The organism is Leucobacter faecis (genome assembly GCF_054456635.2).
The window spans coordinates 65,344-83,647 of the sequence record NZ_JBTJEP020000002.1 but is presented as its reverse complement, the minus strand read 5'-3'; the positions used below and the strand labels follow the sequence as shown (position 1 = coordinate 83,647).

Genomic DNA, 18,304 nt, shown 5'->3' with positions numbered 1-18,304 from the left:
TAAGACGGAACTTGTCGCGCATATTTCAGCTGCCAGCGTGGCGCTGCAGTTACCAGCCGCGCTCGGCGAGGCGGTGCGGGGCCGGCAGGTCTGAAACGTTAATGCCGACCATCGCCTCGCCGAGGCCGCGCGACGCGTCGGCGATGGTGCTGGGGTTCGTGAAATCGGCGGTGGCGCGCACGACCGCGGCGGCGCGTTTGGCGGGGCTGCCCGACTTGAAAATACCCGAGCCCACAAACACGCCATCGGCGCCCAGCTGCATCATCATCGCTGCGTCTGCAGGGGTCGCCACACCGCCCGCGGTAAACAGCGGTACGGGGAGGCGCCCCTCGCGGGCCACCCGCTCGACGAGGTCGAGCGGTGCCTGCAGTTCCTTCGCTGCGAGCGGCAGCTCGTCGGCGTCCTTTGCGACCAGCTGTGCGATCTCACCGCGAATCGTGCGCAGATGCTTGGTGGCCTCTGACACGTCGCCCGTGCCGGCTTCACCCTTCGAACGAATCATGGCGGCCCCCTCGGCGATGCGCCGTAGCGCTTCGCCCAGGTTGGTGGCACCGCACACGAACGGCGTCTTGAACTGACGCTTATCGATGTGGTGCGTGTAGTCAGCGGGTGAGAGTACCTCGGACTCGTCGATGAAGTCGACGCCGAGCGCCTCGAGCACCTGCGCTTCGACGAAGTGGCCGATGCGAGCCTTCGCCATCACCGGAATCTGCACGGCGGCGCGAATGCCCTCGATGAGGTCGGGGTCGCTCATGCGGGCCACGCCGCCCTGTGCGCGAATGTCGGCGGGCACCCGCTCGAGCGCCATGACGGCGATGGCGCCAGCATCGGCTGCGATGCGGGCCTGGTCGGGGGTGACGACGTCCATGATGACGCCGCCGCCCAGGGCGTGTGCGAGGGCGAGGCCCGCTGCGGCCGACTCGGTCGTGCCAGTGGAGGGAATATTGGTTCGTGTGTTGTTGCTCATGCATCGAGCTTTTCGCACCTCATGGTTTACTTCAAGATCCAAAAAGTTGTAATGTGAATGGACCAGTGGTTTCTGATTTTGGGGGAGTTGCAATGGGCATGGCGGGCGAGTTTCCGATCACACTGGAGCGCGGCGGCAGCGTGACGTTGCCCGCGCAGGTCGCGGCGGCCCTGCGCGACGCGATCGATCGCGACACGCTGCGCCCCGGCGAACCGTTGCCCTCGACGCGTGACCTTGCAGCCCGCGTGGGGGTGGCGCGCGGCGTGATCGTGGCCGCATACGAGCAGTTGGTCGCCGAGGGATACCTGCTCGCCGGCCACGGGCGCGGCACGGTCGTGCACCCGCGGCTCGACCGTGCGCGCACGGCGTCGCAGGGCCCTGATCCGGATCAAGCGAGACCCGAAGCGGCCCAGGTCGCGGGGCCGCTCGCGCCGGGCACACCGCTCGCCGACGCCGTAGATCGGCCCGCGTGGCGATCGGCGTGGCGGCACGCGGCGACGCTCGCGCAGCTGGCCGCACCCGAGCTGGGCGACCCGCGGCTGCGCGAGGAGATCGCCGATCACCTGCGACAGATGCGTGGCACCCGGCGGGGCGCCGCCGACGTGATTGTGACGGCGGGGGCGCGCGACGGGCTCTCGTTGCTGCTCACCGCGCTCGGCACGACGCGCGGGCGGGCGCTTGTCGTGGGGGTCGAAGACCCGGGCTACCCGTCGCTGCGGCAGGTGGCGGCCCGGCACGGTGCGCGCATCGTTGCGCTGCCGGTGGACGCCGATGGGCTCGTGACAGGGGCGCTGCCCGCTGGGGTGCTCGACGCGGTGATTGTCACGCCGAGCCACCAGTATCCGCTGGGCGGCTCGCTGCCGCTTGCCAGGCGGCGAGAGCTGCTCGAATGGGCGAACCGCACGGGGGTGGTGATCGTTGAAGACGATTACGACTCTGAACTGCGGCACGTGGGTAGCCCCTTGCCCACACTCGCGGCGCTGGACGACCCCGAGAGTGGTTCAGTCGTGCTGCTGGGCACCTTCTCGAAGACGCTGTCGCCCGCCTTGGCGGCGGGGTTCTTGCTGGCGCCAGCGGGGCTGAGGCGACTCATCGAACCGGTGCGGCACGACCTGGGCGGCCCGGTCTCGGCGGTGGTGCAGGCGGCGCTCGCGGGGTATCTGGCAGAAGGCGAACTGCGGCGACACATTGCGCGGATGCGCAGGCGGTATGCGCGCCGGCGTGACCTGCTGTCGGAGCGACTCGCGGGGCACGCCGGGTGGCGCGTGCGGCCCATGAGTGGCGGACTGCACGCCGTCATTGAGCTCTTGCCCGCGAGCGTTGAGCGAGAGCGCCGCGTGCTCGCTCACACCCGTGCCGAAGGGTTGGGGGCGGTGGGTCTGAGCAGCTATTGGGAGACGGGCAGTGCCGCGGGGTCTGCGGGGCTCGTGATTGGCATGGGCGGGCCCGACGATGAAGAGTTTGACTGGGCGCTCACGCGGCTGCGTGCCGCGCTCAGGGCATGAGCGTGTTGTGTGCTCCTAGTGAGACTTCGCGCGCTCGGTGAGTGCTTCGAGTAGTACGACCGCGTGGTTTACGTGCTCGTCTTTTGCGCCGTACACGAGCGTCAACGATTCGTGCTCCTGTGCGAGTGTGACGAGCTCATCGAGCGCATCTGAGGCTGGCCCGCTCGCGAGCTCTCTGCGGTAGTCGCTTGCAAACGCGGCGAAGCGTGCGGGGGTGTGCGCGTTGGGGTCACCGTGCCACTCGCGCCGAAGCGTTGGGGTAGGTGCAACCTCTTTGTCCCACAGATCGACGCGGGCATGCTCTTTGCTGAGTCCGCGCGGCCAGAGCCTGTCGATGAGCACTCGATAACCATCGCTCTTGCTGGGAGCGTCGTACACGCGCTTGATCTTGACGTCCATGATTCCAGTGTGCTCCTGAAGTGGGCAATGCGCCAGTGCGTAAACTTTTCCGAAACACTTGCCTACCGGTCGGCAGGTAGATAGTCTGATCACGCTCCCTCCAGGAGCTGCTGTCAACGACGACACTAGGCAAGGAACTCATGTATCTTCAGGTATCTGAGGAGATGAGAGAGCTACGCGAAGAGCTACGGCGCTACTTCGCGAATCTCCTCACTCCAGAAATTCGGGCCCAGCTGCGGGCCGAGGGTGAACGAGGCGGCCCCGCACACGATCGCGTGCGCAGGCAGATCGGCTCCGATGGTTGGTTGGGTATAGGGTGGCCCGCCGAGTACGGGGGGCAAGACCGTGGCCCCGCGGCGCAGTTCATCTTCTTCGATGAGGCGTACCGGGCAGAAGCGCCGATTCCCATGATCACGCTCACCACTGTGGGCCCCACCCTCATGGACCACGGCACACCCGAGCAGAAAGCCTATTTTCTGCCGAAGATTCTAGCGGGCGAGCTCGTCGTCTCTATCGGGTATACCGAGCCCTCCTCTGGCACAGACCTCGCATCGCTCAGCACACGTGCGGTGCGTGACGGCGATGACTACGTCATTAACGGTTCAAAGGTCTTCACCTCGGGCGGAGACGGGGCCGACTGGATTTGGCTCGCGGCACGCACTGATCCGGACGCGCCAAAGCACCGCGGCATATCGCTCATCCTCGTGCCCACGAGCGACCCGGGCTTCTCGGCTACACCGATCAAGGCCCTGGGCGGCGTGACCACGACGGCCACCTACTACGACGACGTGCGCGTGCCCGTAACCAACCTTGTGGGCGAAGAAAACAATGGGTGGCGCATGATCACCACCCAGCTCAACCATGAGCGTGTGGGGCTCGCCGCGTACTCGGGTATCTGCGAGGGGCTGCTAGATGAAGTGCGCTCGTGGGCTTGCGGCCAAGAACTTACGACAGGGGAGCGGCTCGTCGACCAGGGATGGGTGCGCACGCTGCTCGCCGAAGCCACCGCGCGATTGCGAGCAATGCGACTGATGAACTGGCGGCTCGTCGAGTCGACGGCAAACGCCGAAGTGCACCCGGGCGACGCCTCAGCAGCGAAGGTGTTTGCGACTGAAACGGTGGTCGACGTCTACCGGCAACTGCTGCAGATCGTCGGAGCGCGCGGCATGCGAGTGACGGGGGCGCCCTGGGCACACGATACTGGCCGGCTCGCGCTGATGAACCTATCAGCGCAAATCAACACATTCGGCGGCGGAGTCGCCGAGATTCAACGAGAAATCGTCGCCTGGACACGTCTAGGCATGGCAAGGAGTGCACGATGAACATGACAACTGGTACGGCAACGGCGCCGTGCATGCAGTTTCGTCTATCCGAAGATCAAGAAGGAATCGTTGAAGCGGCCCAGGGGGTCTTTCAAGAACTCAGCTCTGACGACAGGGTGGTAGCCGGCGAAGAAGCCGTGGACACCTACGATGAGCGGCTCTGGAAAGAAATCGTGCAGAGCGGCCTGATCGAGGCACTGCTGCCAGAATCAGCGGGCGGCGCGGAACTCGGTATGGGTGGGCTCAGCCTGATGCTGCGCGAACAGGGGGCACACCTCGGCCGCATCCCCCTCGCCACGACGGCTGTCACCGCCCTCGCGATCGCCACGCTCGGCGGCCCGGCAGACGTGCTCACCGCCATTACCTCAGGCGCGGCACGTGTAAGCGCCCTCATGCCCGAGTACCTCGATGGTGTCACCGCCAGTAGCGTCGGCGAGAGCTTCGTGCTCACCGGCACGGTGCAGCTCGCATATCTCGCGCCTGCCGCAACCCACTACCTAGTCGTGTTTACGGCCGAAGAACGGCGGCACGTCGCCGTGATTCCCGCCGACCGCGCAGGGGTCAGCGCCGAGGCGTGGGACGGTATGAGTAATCAGCAGCACGCCACGGTGCAGCTCACGGGAGTGTCGGTCGATGAGGGCGAACTCGTGGGCCGCGACACTGACAGCGCGAACTGGGTGCGTGAGCGCCTGCTCGTAGCACTCGGCGCACTGCAGGTGGGTGTGTGCCACGAAGCCGTACGCCGCACCGCCGCCTACACGTCAGAGCGTGAACAGTTTGGCAGGCCGCTCTCTACAAACCAGGGCGTCGCGCTGCGCGCGGCCGATGCGTCGATTGACACCGAAGCGATCGCACTGAGCGTGTACGACGCAGCGTGGCAGCTTGACCACGGGCAGGACGCACGCGAGGTGAGCGAAGCGGTTCTGAGCGCAGCATGGTGGGCCAAGGACGCCGGGTTTCGGGTGGTGCACGCGACGCAGCACCTACACGGCGGCATGGGCGCAGACCTCGACAACCACATTCACCGGTTTTTCCTGTGGGCGCGTGAACTCGATATTTTGTGGGGTTCGGCAGAGCAGCTGCGTGAAGAACTTGGCGCGGTCGTTGTCGCAGGGGCATGCTCATGAGCCTCTCAACGACAAAGAATGCGCTGAAGTACGGCGTGCCCGCCACGCTGTTCGTGCTTGTCATCGCCGAGGTTGTTGCAGCGTTTGAAACGACGATGGCGCTGCAGCTGCTCTACACCCCGGGGGAGTTCTTTACCAAAGACCTAGCCGCGCTGTCGTGGATCGTGACCTCTTACTCGCTCTGTGCGGCACTCGCGACGAGCTTCGTGGGGCGCTTGGGAGACCAGTTTGGGCGGCGCAACATTCTGCTGCTGGTGCTGGCAATCTCACTCGTCGGCTCGGCGATCAGCGCGATGGCCCCCACATTCGGTGTGCTAATTGCGGGGCGTGCCCTCCAGGGTGTGAGCGGGGCCGTGCTGCCGCTGTGCATCGGTATCGTGCGTGCCAGCTTCCCCCAGGGCAAAGTCGCCCTGGGTGTGGCCGTAGTGAGCACCTCGGCGCTGATTGCGGGTGCGGGTGGGTCGCTCGTAGGCGGCGTGATGCTTGACTTCGCAACGTGGCCGTGGATCTTCTGGTCGGCCGTGATTCTCGCGGGCGTCACGATCGTGCTCGTGCGGTTGATGATCAATGCCGACCCTGTGAGCACTCTCTCGGGAGCGCAGAAGATTGACTGGCTCGGAGGCATCCTGTTTGGTGGCGGCATCGCGGCGGCGCTCTTCGGGTTTACCAAGGCGAAAGATCTGGGCTGGGGCGACCCGCAGGTGGCGCTTCCACTCGCAGGCGCGCTGCTCGCGCTCATCGGCTGGTTCTTCTGGGAACGCCGAGTACCCGAACCAATGCTCGACCTTAACCTGTTCAAGAACAAAAAGTTCTCGCTCGGCATGGCCGCCACCGCCCTCATCGCGGTGGGACCCATCGGCATGACGAACATTTTGAGTATCACGCTCTACCGCACGCCGAACAGCATCCCCGGGCCCGACGGCACCATGATTGACCTGCCAGTGGGACTCGGTATGAGCGCCACCATGGCCGGCGTGCTGGCGTGCGTGACCGCCGCCGCATCGTTCGCCACGGCTCCGCTCATCGGCAAAGTGAGCGCCAAGGCCGGCGCACGTATGGCCCTCATGATCGGGGCGATACTCACCATCGTGGGGCTCGGCATCGTGTGCATCGCACCCGCCACCTTCTGGGTCGCCTTCCCCGGCCTCGTCGTGGGCGTGCTGGGCACAGGCTTTTTGTACTCGGGCATGCCGACCGTGCTCGTTGAGTGCGTAGGCGCCTCAGATACCTCGACCGCTACGGGAATGGGCGTCGTGCTGCGCACCACGTTCCAGGCCGTCGCGGCATCGGTCGTCACCGTATTTCTGGTCACCGCTCCCGTCGTTGTGGGCGGCACGACCTTCACCTCAACAACGGGGCTCTACCTCGTTGCGGGCGCTTGTGCGCTCACCTGCGTCTTGACGATCTTCATCGTCGCGCGCATCCCCGCCCCGTCAGTAACCACCCAGCAGCAGGACACCGGAGTCCTGGTTAAGGAAAATTCATGATTGGCAATTTGACCACCCGCGACACCCTCGACCGCCGTGCAGGCGACACCCACCCCGGGCTGATCTTCGAAGATCAGACGTGGAGCTGGGGCGAGGTCGTCGATAACTGCCGCAACCGCGCCAACATGTTGCTCGGGCTTCGCGACGAAGCACAGCCCTTTCACGTTGGCGTGATGCTCGAAAACGACCCCGAGTACCTGTTCATGATCGGAGCGGCAGCATACGCCGCCGCGACCGTGGTGGGTATCAACCTCACCCATCGTGGTGAACAGCTTGCCCGCGCCATTGACCAGGCCGACGTGCAGATTCTCGTTACGACGCGCGCGCTGCTCGAACAGCTCGACGGTGTCGAGAGCGGAATCGACCCGAGTCGGGTGCTGCTCATCGACGAAGCACCCTATGCCCAGCTCGCAGCCCAGTACCCGGCGACCCGACCCGAAATTGCCGCTGCGGGCGACCGCGCGACGACACTGCTACTGCTGTTCACCTCGGGCTCGACGGGCGACCCGAAGGCCGTGATCTGCTCGACAGGCCGTATGGCAGACATCGTGGTGCTTGCTCACATGGACATTCAGCGCGAAGACGTCGCTTACAACTCCATGCCGCTATTTCACGGCAATGCCGTGTTCGCGTGCTGGGCGCCCGCGCTCAATGCTGGCGCAACCTTTGTGCTCGCACGCAAGTTCTCGGCGTCGAGGTTTGTACCCGACCTCCTCCAACACGGGGTGACGTACTTCAACTACGTGGGCCGCGCACTCTCGTACGTGCTCGCCCAGCCCGAGCACGGTTGCGAGAAGGTCACCCGCATCAAGAGCTGCTTCGGCACCGAAGCGAGCGACATCGACCGGCGCGAGTTTCACCGCCGCTTTGGGGTGTGGCCCTCAGAGTCATACGGCGCGAGCGAGGGCGGCCTCACGATCCGCCGCACCGAAGACACGCCCCCCGGCTCGCTGGGGCTGCCCCCCGAGGGACTCGCCGCGGCCGTGGTCAACCCAGACACCCTCGAGGAATGCCCGCCCGCCCACTTCGACGAGCTCGGCCGCATCATAAACTCCGATGAAGCCGTAGGCGAACTGGTAAACCTCAAGGGCGCGGCCTCGTTTGAGGGCTACTACAAGCACCCCCAAGCGACCGCCGAGCGCATTCGTGGCGACGTGTTCTTCACGGGAGACCTCGGGTACCGCGACGCGGCCGGGTTCTTCTACTTCGCGGGCCGAGGCAGCGACAGGCTGCGCGTCGACAGTGAAAACTTCTCCGCCGCCCCCGTCGAACGCATCCTCGAACGCTACGACGGTGTCGCCGTCGCAATCGTTTACCCCGTGCCAGATGAGCGCACGGGCGATCAGGTGATGGCAACACTGCAAATCAACGACCCCGACGGTTTTGATCCCGCACGATTTAGTGAGTTCCTGACACAGCAACCAGACCTTGGCACCAAGTGGGCGCCGCGATACCTGCGCATCGTCGCCGATGCCCCCGTAACAGCCACAGGCAAGGTCAACAAACCGGTGTTGCGCGCCGAAGGGTGGGACGTGGCAGGCCAGGTGTATTACCGGCCCACCGCCAGCATTAGCTACGAGCCGCTCGACGCCAGCACTCGTGACGAGATTGCACAACGATTCACCGACAACCTCCGCGCACATCTGATGCCGGTGGGCCAAGTAAAGGAGACAGCATGAGCGCCGACCCCACAGCGACCATCGCCGCGATCATCGACCGTCAACACGAACGCGTCACCGTCGCGCGTGACCCAATCAACAGACCGATGATTCACCACCTGGCCGACGTGATGGGCGACACTAACCTGCTCTACCTCGACCCCGAAGCCGCCCGCGCCGCAGGGCACCCCGACGTGATCGCGCCAGCATCATCGTTGCAGGTATGGAACATGACGAACCCGTCCGACCCCAAACTCGACAGTGACGTCGACGCAGCCTACGCCGAAATGGCGAAGGCAGGCTACCCCAAAGTGGTCGCCGTCAACTGTGACCAAGAGTACGACCGCCCGCTCTACCCGGGTGACGTCCTAACCGCGGCAGAACGCGTCGAAACGCTCACCGGGCCCAAACAGACCGGGCTTGGCGAAGGCTACTTCTTGACCACTCTCACCACCTACACCGACCAGGCTGGCGAACGCGTCGGCACGATGCGCTTTCGCACACTTTGGTACGACCCCAGCAAAAGGAGCAACTCATGACACAGGCACTGCGGCCCCGCCCGCCCCGCAACCGCGACAACGACTTCTACTTCGAGGCGCTCGAAGACGGAAACCTCGCGATTCAACAGTGTGATGGCTGCCACGAACTGCGCCACCCACCCGTACCAATGTGCCCCACGTGTCACAGCCTCGAATGGCACCCCGAGCACATGTCAGGTAGGGGCACAGTCTTCAGCTTTGTTGTGCTCCACCACCCGGTCGTGCCACCGTTTGAACCGGGCTACATCGTGGCCGTGATCGAGCTCGACGAGGGGCCGCGCGTGGTCATGAACCTCGAAGACATCGCCAAAGAAGACGTCGAAATCGGCATGCCCGTCGAAATCACCCCCGAGCGCATGGACGAGGGCCTCGTGCTCCCGGTCGCTCGTGCGCTCGTACCGGCGCTCGCCTTCGCACACGCTTCACCACAGCAGGAGGAGGCACTGTGACTCAGACAATCACCCCGACTCAGACAATCACCCCGACTCAGACAATCACCCCGACTCAGACAATCACCCCGCCCCGCACCGCAGTGCGCGCGGTAGGTACCCAGATTGCACCGCTCGAGGTGCCCATCACCGCGACTCTGGTCGCGGCGGGCGCGATCGCAACGCGTGACTTCTCGCTCGTGCACCACGACCAAACGGTCGCGCTCGCCGCGGGGGCGAAAGACATTTTCATGAACATTCTCACCACAAACGCGCTCGTGAACAGGTTTGTGGGGGAATGGGCGGGGCCGAACGCGCGCATCACCCGCATCAATATTCGTCTCGGCGCCACCAACTTTCCCGGTGACGTGATGACGCTCAAGGGTGAGGTGACCGAGAGCGAGGGCGAGCGGGTAACCGTCGCCGTGACGGGCACAAACTCCATCGGCTCCCATGTCACGGGCACCGTCTCACTCGAATTCAACGACTTCAACGACACGACCGCACAGGAGCAGCAGTGAACTTCATTACCGACCAGGCCGCCATCGTCGGCATTGGTGCCACCGAGTTTTCTAAAGAGTCGGGCCGGTCAGAGCTGCAGCTCGCGCTCGAAGCGAGTCTCGCCGCCTGCAAGGATGCGGGTGTAGACCCTAAATCGATCGACGGCATGGTGACCTATTCAATGGACACTTCACCCGCCATCGATATTGCGCGCGGACTGGGGTGCGAAAAGCTCGACTTCTTTAGCCTCGTCGACTTTGGCGGCGGCGCGGCGGCCGGCACCATCGCCCACGCCGCTATGGCGGTGGCGACAGGGCAGGCAACGACTGTGCTGTGCTACCGCGCTTTCAACGAGCGATCGGGTAACCGATTCGGTCAGGCTATGAGCGTTGACGGCTGGGGTGTCGACGCGCGAGCCGCGAACTACGCCTGGTACTTGCCGCACGGGCTGATGACACCGGCGTCGTGGGTCGCGATGTTCGCACAGCGCTACGCCCACGTTTCGGGCGCCACGAGTGAAGACTTCGGCCGCGTAGCGGTGGCGTCGCGCAAGCACGCCGCTACCAACCCCAAAGCGTGGTTCTATGAGCGGCCGATCACGCTCGAGGAGCACCAGGCTTCGCGGTGGATCGCTGAGCCGTTGCACCTGCTCGACTGCTGCCAGGAGTCTGATGGCGGGCAGGCGTTCATCGTGACAACGCGCGAGCGCGCACGCGATCTCGCCGGTGACTCGGTTGTCGTGCGTGCGGCCACGCAGGGCGTAGCGTACGACCAGCACTCGATGACCAGCTTCTACCGCAAAGACGGTAACCGTGCGCTGCCTGAAATGGGTAATGTCGCCGATCGGCTGTGGGAGCGCACCGGGCTCAAGACCCACGACATTGACATGGCGGTGCTCTACGACCACTTCACGCCGTTCGTGCTCGCCCAGCTTGAGGAGTTTGGTTTTTGCGAGCGGGGCGAGGCGAAGGAGTTCATTAAGAACGGTAACATCGAGCTTGGTGGATCGCTGCCGATCAACACGCACGGTGGGCAACTGGGCGAGGCGTACATTCACGGGATGAATGGCATCGCCGAGGGCGTACGCCAGGTTCGCGGCACCGCCATTAACCAGGTCAATAACGCCCAAAACGTGCTCGTGACGGCTGGCACAGGCGTGCCCACGAGTGCGCTTATCTTGGGCGCCGAAGATTAAGAGAGCACCGCACCCCTCATGAACACCCCTCTGGTCCAAGCTGCTGCGCACGCGCGCGAACTCATCGATGTGCTCGTGCGCCTCGACGAACAAACGCCGATCGCGGCGGAGCTTGCCGCTCGGCTCGAAGCGCTCGTGCAGGAGGCCCGACCGCACGCGGCGGCGGGCGAAGAAATCGTGCTCGCCGCGGGGCACGATCGCAGCGGGTTCTTGGACCGGTCACCCGTGACGGGGGCCCTGAACCCGCAGGCGCCCCCGCTCACGACAGTCACGGGAGAGGGCCGTGCTTCGGCGAAGGTGACCCTCGGGCTCGCGTACCAGGGACCTCCCGGCCGAGTGCACGGCGGCTGGGTCGCGACGCTGCTCGATCATCTCATGGGCACGGCCGCTGGCACGGTCGCAACTTCGTGGATCTTCACGCGCTCGCTCACGGTCGACTACGACCACGGCACACCGCTGTTCACCGAACTCGATGTGCAGGCGTGGGTGGCTGAGAACGACGGCCGCAAAATGTGGGTCGAGGGCAGCATCGCCGCAGAGGGCAAGATCGTGGTGCGTGCGCGCGGACTCTGGTTGGGGCCCCGTGAATAGCGCGATCCGGATCAGGGAGCTGGGCCCGGTTCTATGCCGGGCTCAGGTCCCCCTGGATCAGGGACCTTGCCACGTCGAGCGCGATCTCTTGGCGGTTGGCGATCGGAATATCGCCGAGCAGCGGGCGTTCGGTCTCGAACATGATCAGCTCGCGGTGGATCAGGTCCATGCCAAGCAGCGCACGGACGCGCTGCGCATCGCTCGCTGCCGGGGGAGTCGCCAGTTCGATCGTGCGGTCGCGATGGTACAGCACGCGGTCGTGCACGCTCGAGCTGTCGGCTGCCCACGGCCGCCTGCTGAGCGCTGCGACTCCGCGTGGATCGGCGCGCAACACATCGATGTACCGCAGCATGAACTGCCACCGCGCGGTGGCGTCGTCAAACTGCGGCGGCGTCTGTGCAAGCAGCGCATCGACCTCGTCGAGCAGCGGGTTCACGAGCGCCTCCATGATGCTTTCCTTGCTCGGAAAGTGGTAGTAGAGGGACGCCTTGGTGATGCCCACCTCGTGGGCAATCGCACTCAGCGGGGCGGCGGCGTAGCCGCGCTCGGTAAACAGCTTGGCGGCGACGTCGAGGATCGAGTCGCGCGTGCTCAGTTCGTTCACAGTTCAGAAGCTCATTTCCTCACTCGTCCATCGAGTGTGATGCTTCCATGCTAGTCGGGTGACTCGCACCCATTTTTGAAGCCGAGATCGGAGAAACAATGAAGTTAATCGTTCTAGTCAAAGAAGTGCCTGACACCTTTGGTGATCGCAAACTCGACCTGGAAACGGGTTTGGCTGACCGGGCGGCGTCAGAGAAGGTACTCGACGAGATCTCAGAGCGCGCGCTCGAAGTGGCGCTGCGCTATGCCGATGAGCACCCGGGCACCGAGATCACAGCGCTAGCGCTCGCACCGGCTGACGCGACGACGACCGTACGCAAGGCACTCGCGATGGGCGCGGATCGGGCCATTCACGTGGTCGACGACGAGCTCAGCGGCGCAGATATCACCCTCACCGCCGAGACGCTGGCGGCCGCGATCCGGCGAGAAGAGTTTGATGTGGTGATCGCAGGTAGCGCTTCGACAGACGGTGCGAGCGGCATGTTGCCCTCAGCGTTGGCCGAATACCTGGGCGTGGCGTGCCTGTCGGGGTTGTCTGCTGTTGAGGTTGATGAAGACAGCGTGCGTGGCACCCGCATCGTCGACACGGGGGTGCAGCAGGTGAGCGCGGCCCTGCCCGCGGTGATCACGATCACCGAGGCGCTACCAGACCCGCGGTTTCCGAACTTTAAGGGGATCATGGCAGCGAAGAAGAAGCCGCTTGACGTCGTAGGGCTCGGTGATTTGCAGGTCGAGGCGCTGCGGCCTGACGCCGCTCGCTCGATCATGCTGAACATCGCCGAGCGCCCGCCGCGTAGTGCGGGCATCAAGATATCTGACGAGGGCAACGCTGGGTCACAGCTAGCGCAGTACCTCATTGAGAACCGACTGGTGTAGGAGAAATCATGTCTGAGTTTGCACACAACTCTGTATTGGTCGTCGCCGAAACAACGCCGGCGGGCGCGCTCACCAGCAGCGCGGCTGAACTGCTGGGAGCAGCGAGTCTCGTGGGAGAGCCGGTAGCGCTGCTGCTCGGCCACGCGACTCTGGCTGCTAGCCTCGCTCAGTTGGGAGCGGCGCGCGTGCTCATCGCTGAAGAGGCTGCGCCGGTAGCGGGTGCTGCGCTGAACGCGGCGGCCATCGACGCCGTGTCGGCAGCGGCTGAGCTCGTTGCCCCCGACGCGATTCTTATCGCCCACTCGCGCGACGGCGCCGATATTGCCGGGGCAGTCGCTGTGCGCACGCGACGCGCGATCTCAGCAGATGTCGTCGGTGTTGAACGCGATGAGCTCGGCGTCGTGGGCGTGCACTCCGTGTACGGCGGCGCCTACAACCTGGTCTCGACCGCCACCATCGGAGCCCCGATCATTACGGTGCGAGAGGGGGCGGTTGACGCGCGCGCCACGGCTGCGCCGCTGCACGAGGTGCCACTGACACTCGCCAGTTCTGATCGCCCCGCTGGAGTGATCGACGAATTTGTACCCGGGGCACAAGCGTCCTCGCGGCCCGAGCTGCGCAGCGCCGCACGAGTGGTGTCAGGTGGGCGCGGGCTCGGGTCGAAAGAGAAATTTACGCTCGTTGAAGAGCTCGCTGACCTGCTTGACGCCGGGATCGGCGCGTCTCGCGCTGCCGTCGACGCGGGTTACGTGGCGGCTAACCACCAGGTGGGGCAAACGGGGGTCACCGTGTCACCGCAGCTGTATGTGGCGCTGGGCATTTCAGGGGCGATTCAACACCGAGCCGGCATGCAGACCGCGAAATCGATTGTGGCGATCAACAAAGACGGTGATGCACCAATTTTCGATGTCGCAGACTTTGGCATTGTGGGCGACGTGTTCGAGGTTGTGCCGCAGCTGATGAGCGCCCTCGAAGAACGAAAGGGATAGCCATGGCGACATTTACCGCCGTGCCACGCCAGGGGCTGCCGCGCACACCGGGTGGGGCACCGTGGCCCGAGTACCTGGCTGGTGAGCATGTACCTGTTGAACATGTGCCTGTTGAACATGCGCCTGTCGAGCACGTGCTTATAGAATGCGTTGCTGAGACGAGCGTGATCGAACCGCACACAGTGATCCGCCCGCGCCAGGGGCTTCCGCGTGTGGCAGGAGGGGCACCCTGGCCTCCTGTCCAGCAAGAAGCTGTGGCATCCGAAGAGACGATCAGTGCACCGCCCGAGAGCGCGATCCTGACAGAGCCGGAGCCGGTTGTGCCGGAGCCGGTTGCGCCGGAGCCCGCAGATCCGGAGCTCACAGATCCGGAGCCCGCAGATCCGGTGCTGCCGGAGCCAACACAGGCAGCCGTGGCGCCTAAAACAGTGGCGCCTAAGACAGCGGCGCCCGCTGTGGCGGCGCCTGTTCCTCCGGCACCGAAAGCGCCCGCGGGGCAGTACAAGCCGAGCGGTCGAGCGCGGCAGGTCGTGCTGTGGGCGTTGGGGCTCATCGCAGCGGCGGGCGTGTTCGTGCTCGCCGCGCGCGGGGTCACAACGCTGCCGGGCGTGCCCGAGTGGCTTGCCAGGTACCCGGGCGAATATGCTCCGGCGGTTGAGGCCACGCCGGGCTTCCCCGCGTGGGCGCGCTGGAGCCACTTTTTGAACTTCTTCTTTATGGCTCTGATCGTGCGCTCGGGGTTGCTCGTGCGTACCCAACAAAAACCGCCAGCGTTTTGGACTCCCCGTGCGGGCGGCAAGAAGGTGAGCATTTACCTGTGGCTGCACACATCGCTCGACGTGCTGTGGGTGGTCAACGGGCTCGCGTTTGTGGTGCTTTTGTTTGTGTCGGGGCACTGGGCCCGCATCGTGCCGACGAGCTGGGAAGTGATTCCAAATGCGGCGTCGGCCGCCCTGCAGTACGCGACGCTCGACTGGCCGACAGATGACGGCTGGGTCAACTACAACAGCCTGCAGCAGCTGATGTATTTTGCCGTCGTGTTTATCGCGGCGCCGCTCGCGGTCATAAGTGGGGTGCGCATGAGTGAGTGGTGGTCTGACAAGTGGGAACGAATCAACCGAGCCTACCCGGCGCCTGTTGCGCGCGCCGTGCACTTTCCGGTGATGCTGTTCTTTGTGCTGTTTGTGATTGTGCACGTCACACTCGTGCTTGCGACGGGTGCTCTGCGCAACCTCAACCACATGTTTGCCGGCAGCGATGCCATCAACTGGGTTGGCTTCACCTGGTTTGTGATCGGGGTGCTCGTTACGGCGGGGGCTGTCGCCGCAGCGCGCCCACTCGTGCTCGCACCGATTGCGGGGCTCTTCGGGCGGGTGAGTAACCGCTAACCGGCGGGGTGCGTATGCCGCAGCACACGGCGGGCAGTGGTCGGGCCCGCCGTGTCAGGGCATGCAGAGCAGGGCACACCCCGATAACCTTGAGTCGTGAGCGTCGACAACATCTCCCCGAGCATGCAGAACTACCTGAAGGTGATTTGGGGGCTGCAGGAGTGGTCTGATGCACCCGTATCGAACTCGGCGATTGCCGAGGCCGCGGGCGTGCGACTTTCAACAGTGTCTGATGCGTTGCGCAAGCTTTCTGATCTCGAGTTCATTGGGCACGCGCGCTACGGCAGCGTTACGCTCACCGAAGAGGGGCGGCAGCACGCGGTGTCGATGATTCGTCGCCACCGTCTGCTCGAAACATTTTTGGTGGAGACGCTCGGGTACGAGTGGGACGAGGTGCACGATGAAGCTGACCGCCTCGAGCACGCCGTGTCAGATCAGCTCATCGACCGGGTAGATCGGGCGCTGGGTTACCCCACGCGCGACCCGCACGGTGACCCCATTCCAAGCGCCGCAGGGCGCGTGCACCGGCCCGACGCTGTGCAGCTGACAGGTGCGCAGGCGCCGTGCCGGGTGCGGGTCGAGCGCATCTCTGACTCAGACAATGAGATGCTGCAGTACTTCGCGAGCCGCGCACTGGTCGTCGACACCGAACTGGCGGTGCTGCCGGGTGAGCCCTACTCTGAAACCGTCACGGTGCAGGTCGACGGCGCAGAGCCGGTGCGGCTTGGCGCGGCGGCGGCGGCGGCGATCTGGGTCTCGCGCATCGACTAGCGGGCTACCCGGCCGCCTTGGTGCGCTCTGGGTCGCGCGTGAATTTGAGTCCGATCACGCAACCGATGATGCCCGCGAGAAACAGCAGCTTGAGCACCGACGGTGACTCGCTGCCGGTGAGCATTGACACGAATACGGTGAGCGCCGCGCCCGCCCCCGTCCAGATCGCGTATGCCACGCTCACCGGCAGACCGCGCATGGCGTAGCCGAGCCCTACCAGGCTCAGCGGGTTCGCAATCAAGAAGACGACGGTTGGTGCGAGCACAGTGAACCCCGCCGAAGCGTCGAGCGCGAGCGCCCAGACCGCTTCGAGAACCGAGCTCGCCAACAACACGAGCCAATGCCTCGTGCGCGGCACCTTCGCAGCCGGTGAAATCTTTGCAGCCACAGGCACCTCAGCTCACCACTTTCAAGCCAGCGACGCATGCCACAAGCCCCGCGAGCAGCAGTACGCGTGCGACTGTGACGCGGTCGGCTCCCGTCGCGAACGCCCACACCGTGGTGAGCACCGCGCCGATCCCCACCCACACGGCATATGCGGTGCCCACGGGAATCTGGTGCAGCGCGAACGAGAGCCCCACCATACTCGCGACCATCGACGTGACGAACATTACGGTCGGCCACAGCCTACGAAACCCCTGTGACGCATCGAGCGCGGTGGCCCACACCGCCTCAAGCATGCCGCTCAGAATAAGAACAACCCAAGCCAAAGCCACGGCTACTTCTTTCTGGCAGTCGTCAGTGTGCGGGTACTGCTCCCTCGTCCGCACCCCAGCCGTGGGGTCAGAGCCAGTCTGACACATTTCGGTTGTTCCCTGCGCGCGTTTGCGCGAATCTCGGCGGCATCAGAGATAATGGAGGGGTGCGCCAGCGGCGCGAGAAGGGAGCGCGGTGTTCGGTAAATGGAAGAAGCGCGAACGTAGTACCTCACGGGGGCTACGCAGGCTTCCCAAACGCGTGCTCGCTCCCGTCGAGGAGATCGTCGAACAGGGCCTACTCGTGGCCGACGTGGCCGTGCGCATGCAGGTCAAAAACGACATCATTATGAACGCGCTCAAGCGGCAGGTCGACTACGACGCCGGGCAGATTCGCGAGATGGTGCGAAGCGCGTGCGAAGATCTTGCCGTCGAGCGCGAGAAAGATGCGCGCCATATTTCACGCATGCGTAATGAGATTCGAGACACGGGCCGCAGCTCGTGGAGTGAGTCTGACTACGGCAATGATGACAATCGCACGCTGCGACACCGTCAAGAGGTGTACGAACAGGTCGCCCAAGAACTGCACAAGCGTGCGGCAGACCCCGAGTACCTAGAGTCCACGGCAGAGCGTGCGCGCCTGGCGGCCTGGCACGAAATTGGCGACTCACTGGCCGACCGTGCGACACACCCCTACTACAGCGGCGGCGACAACGACGAGTATCGCAGCGAGCGCGACAGCCGCATTCAGCAGCTCATCGCGAAAGACTTGACGTCGCTGATTCGCGAACAGACCGCCAAGAACGAAGCGGGCGGAGGCGGCGACGCGTCAGACGCCCCCAAGAAGCGCATCTTTAAGCGCAAGGAGCGCAGCTAGCGCGATCGTGGCTAGCACTGAGCGCAGCTAGCGCGAACGCAGTTCGGGGTGCTTGTCGAGGAAGCCTGCGATAAACCAGCACGAGGCTGCGATGCGTTTGCCGACCGTCACATCACCGGTCAGTGCGTGCCGGGCGAGCAGCCCTGCGAGCCCAGTGCCGCGCAGGGCAGGGCTCACCACCGTGTGATCGAAGTCGATCGTCTCACTGCCCACGAGTGTGTAGTGCGCTTCGCCCACCAGCTCGCGCGCACCGTCCTCGCCCCGGTACACCGCATACCGTGAGGCAGCTGGCTCGTGCACGATGTGAAAACCATCGGCCGCTGCTTGTGCTTCATCGATATATCTAGCCATACCCACACCCTACGCGTGCACGCACCACCTGCATA

The 18,304-nt window shown here is 64.7% G+C and carries 21 protein-coding genes; 15 read left to right on the top strand and 6 right to left on the bottom strand.

All coding sequences use genetic code 11. The features are described from left to right. Nucleotides 1-49: 49 nt before the first annotated feature. Nucleotides 50-967 carry a pyridoxal 5'-phosphate synthase lyase subunit PdxS gene (pdxS, locus tag ACXR2T_RS02080; protein ID WP_458838290.1) on the bottom strand — a complete coding sequence of 306 codons (918 nt, stop codon included), beginning with the start codon at nucleotides 965-967 and terminating at the stop codon, nucleotides 50-52. Nucleotides 968-1,020: 53 nt separating this feature from the next. Between pdxS and pdxR the strand changes: the two genes are divergently transcribed. Then, nucleotides 1,021-2,472, top strand: a complete 1,452-nt coding sequence (gene pdxR / locus ACXR2T_RS02075) for a MocR-like pyridoxine biosynthesis transcription factor PdxR (RefSeq protein WP_458838291.1) — start codon at nucleotides 1,021-1,023, stop codon at nucleotides 2,470-2,472. Nucleotides 2,473-2,487: 15 nt separating this feature from the next. Here the strand turns inward: pdxR and ACXR2T_RS02070 are convergent, their stop codons facing one another. Further along, the gene (locus ACXR2T_RS02070; RefSeq protein ID WP_458838292.1) at nucleotides 2,488-2,871 is read right to left on the bottom strand and encodes a DUF488 domain-containing protein; all 384 of its coding nucleotides are present in this window, start codon (nucleotides 2,869-2,871) and stop codon (nucleotides 2,488-2,490) included. Nucleotides 2,872-3,011: 140 nt separating this feature from the next. Between ACXR2T_RS02070 and ACXR2T_RS02065 the strand changes: the two genes are divergently transcribed. Genes ACXR2T_RS02065 through ACXR2T_RS02025 form a run of 9 tightly spaced genes read left to right on the top strand, consistent with a single transcriptional unit; the run spans nucleotide 3,012 to nucleotide 11,719 of the window. Continuing rightward, on the top strand, nucleotides 3,012-4,193 hold the full coding sequence (locus tag ACXR2T_RS02065) for an acyl-CoA dehydrogenase family protein (RefSeq protein ID WP_458815214.1): 1,182 nt from the start codon (nucleotides 3,012-3,014) through the stop codon (nucleotides 4,191-4,193). Next, nucleotides 4,190-5,320 carry an acyl-CoA dehydrogenase family protein gene (locus tag ACXR2T_RS02060; protein ID WP_458815212.1) on the top strand — a complete coding sequence of 377 codons (1,131 nt, stop codon included), beginning with the start codon at nucleotides 4,190-4,192 and terminating at the stop codon, nucleotides 5,318-5,320. The genes ACXR2T_RS02065 and ACXR2T_RS02060 overlap by 4 nt, the downstream gene beginning before the upstream one ends. After that, the gene (locus ACXR2T_RS02055; protein WP_458815210.1) at nucleotides 5,317-6,807 is read left to right on the top strand and encodes an MFS transporter; all 1,491 of its coding nucleotides are present in this window, start codon (nucleotides 5,317-5,319) and stop codon (nucleotides 6,805-6,807) included. The genes ACXR2T_RS02060 and ACXR2T_RS02055 overlap by 4 nt, the downstream gene beginning before the upstream one ends. Next, a complete protein-coding gene (locus ACXR2T_RS02050) occupies nucleotides 6,804-8,486 on the top strand; it encodes an AMP-binding protein (protein ID WP_458838293.1) in 1,683 nt (560 codons plus the stop codon). Before ACXR2T_RS02055 ends, ACXR2T_RS02050 begins: the two co-directional genes overlap by 4 nt. After that, on the top strand, nucleotides 8,483-9,004 hold the full coding sequence (locus tag ACXR2T_RS02045) for an FAS1-like dehydratase domain-containing protein (protein WP_458838294.1): 522 nt from the start codon (nucleotides 8,483-8,485) through the stop codon (nucleotides 9,002-9,004). The genes ACXR2T_RS02050 and ACXR2T_RS02045 overlap by 4 nt, the downstream gene beginning before the upstream one ends. Then, nucleotides 9,001-9,453 carry a Zn-ribbon domain-containing OB-fold protein gene (locus ACXR2T_RS02040; RefSeq protein ID WP_458815204.1) on the top strand — a complete coding sequence of 151 codons (453 nt, stop codon included), beginning with the start codon at nucleotides 9,001-9,003 and terminating at the stop codon, nucleotides 9,451-9,453. The genes ACXR2T_RS02045 and ACXR2T_RS02040 overlap by 4 nt, the downstream gene beginning before the upstream one ends. Continuing rightward, nucleotides 9,450-9,953, top strand: coding sequence for a hotdog family protein (locus tag ACXR2T_RS02035; protein WP_458838295.1), 504 nt, complete (start codon nucleotides 9,450-9,452; stop codon nucleotides 9,951-9,953). The genes ACXR2T_RS02040 and ACXR2T_RS02035 overlap by 4 nt, the downstream gene beginning before the upstream one ends. After that, a complete protein-coding gene (locus ACXR2T_RS02030) occupies nucleotides 9,950-11,128 on the top strand; it encodes a lipid-transfer protein (RefSeq protein WP_458815200.1) in 1,179 nt (392 codons plus the stop codon). The genes ACXR2T_RS02035 and ACXR2T_RS02030 overlap by 4 nt, the downstream gene beginning before the upstream one ends. A gap of 18 nt (nucleotides 11,129-11,146) precedes the next feature. Further along, the gene (locus tag ACXR2T_RS02025) at nucleotides 11,147-11,719 is read left to right on the top strand and encodes a PaaI family thioesterase (protein WP_458815198.1); all 573 of its coding nucleotides are present in this window, start codon (nucleotides 11,147-11,149) and stop codon (nucleotides 11,717-11,719) included. 31 nt (nucleotides 11,720-11,750) lie between these two features. On the opposite strand, the gene ACXR2T_RS02020 is transcribed toward ACXR2T_RS02025, so the two are convergent. Beyond that, nucleotides 11,751-12,323, bottom strand: a complete 573-nt coding sequence (locus ACXR2T_RS02020; protein ID WP_458815196.1) for a TetR/AcrR family transcriptional regulator — start codon at nucleotides 12,321-12,323, stop codon at nucleotides 11,751-11,753. Nucleotides 12,324-12,421: 98 nt separating this feature from the next. Between ACXR2T_RS02020 and ACXR2T_RS02015 the strand changes: the two genes are divergently transcribed. From ACXR2T_RS02015 to ACXR2T_RS02000, 4 genes are all read left to right on the top strand, one after another. Continuing rightward, nucleotides 12,422-13,198 carry an electron transfer flavoprotein subunit beta/FixA family protein gene (locus ACXR2T_RS02015; protein WP_458815194.1) on the top strand — a complete coding sequence of 259 codons (777 nt, stop codon included), beginning with the start codon at nucleotides 12,422-12,424 and terminating at the stop codon, nucleotides 13,196-13,198. A gap of 8 nt (nucleotides 13,199-13,206) precedes the next feature. Further along, a complete protein-coding gene (locus ACXR2T_RS02010; protein WP_458815192.1) occupies nucleotides 13,207-14,187 on the top strand; it encodes an electron transfer flavoprotein subunit alpha/FixB family protein in 981 nt (326 codons plus the stop codon). Between the two features lie 254 nt (nucleotides 14,188-14,441). Next, on the top strand, nucleotides 14,442-15,575 hold the full coding sequence (locus ACXR2T_RS02005) for a cytochrome b/b6 domain-containing protein (protein ID WP_458838296.1): 1,134 nt from the start codon (nucleotides 14,442-14,444) through the stop codon (nucleotides 15,573-15,575). Nucleotides 15,576-15,671: 96 nt separating this feature from the next. After that, a complete protein-coding gene (locus tag ACXR2T_RS02000; RefSeq protein ID WP_458815188.1) occupies nucleotides 15,672-16,346 on the top strand; it encodes a metal-dependent transcriptional regulator in 675 nt (224 codons plus the stop codon). A 4-nt stretch (nucleotides 16,347-16,350) separates the two neighbouring features. On the opposite strand, the gene ACXR2T_RS01995 is transcribed toward ACXR2T_RS02000, so the two are convergent. Both ACXR2T_RS01995 and ACXR2T_RS01990 read right to left on the bottom strand, forming a co-directional pair. Then, the gene (locus ACXR2T_RS01995; protein ID WP_458815186.1) at nucleotides 16,351-16,734 is read right to left on the bottom strand and encodes a DMT family transporter; all 384 of its coding nucleotides are present in this window, start codon (nucleotides 16,732-16,734) and stop codon (nucleotides 16,351-16,353) included. Between the two features lie 7 nt (nucleotides 16,735-16,741). Next, a complete protein-coding gene (locus ACXR2T_RS01990; RefSeq protein ID WP_458838327.1) occupies nucleotides 16,742-17,056 on the bottom strand; it encodes a DMT family transporter in 315 nt (104 codons plus the stop codon). Nucleotides 17,057-17,237: 181 nt separating this feature from the next. On the opposite strand from ACXR2T_RS01990, the gene ACXR2T_RS01985 reads away from it, so the two are divergent. After that, a complete protein-coding gene (locus tag ACXR2T_RS01985) occupies nucleotides 17,238-17,918 on the top strand; it encodes an asparagine synthase (protein WP_458838297.1) in 681 nt (226 codons plus the stop codon). Nucleotides 17,919-17,945: 27 nt separating this feature from the next. Here ACXR2T_RS01985 and ACXR2T_RS01980 read toward each other — a convergent pair whose 3' ends face one another. After that, the gene (locus ACXR2T_RS01980) at nucleotides 17,946-18,269 is read right to left on the bottom strand and encodes a GNAT family N-acetyltransferase (RefSeq protein WP_458838298.1); all 324 of its coding nucleotides are present in this window, start codon (nucleotides 18,267-18,269) and stop codon (nucleotides 17,946-17,948) included. Between the last annotated feature and the right edge of the window lie 35 nt (nucleotides 18,270-18,304).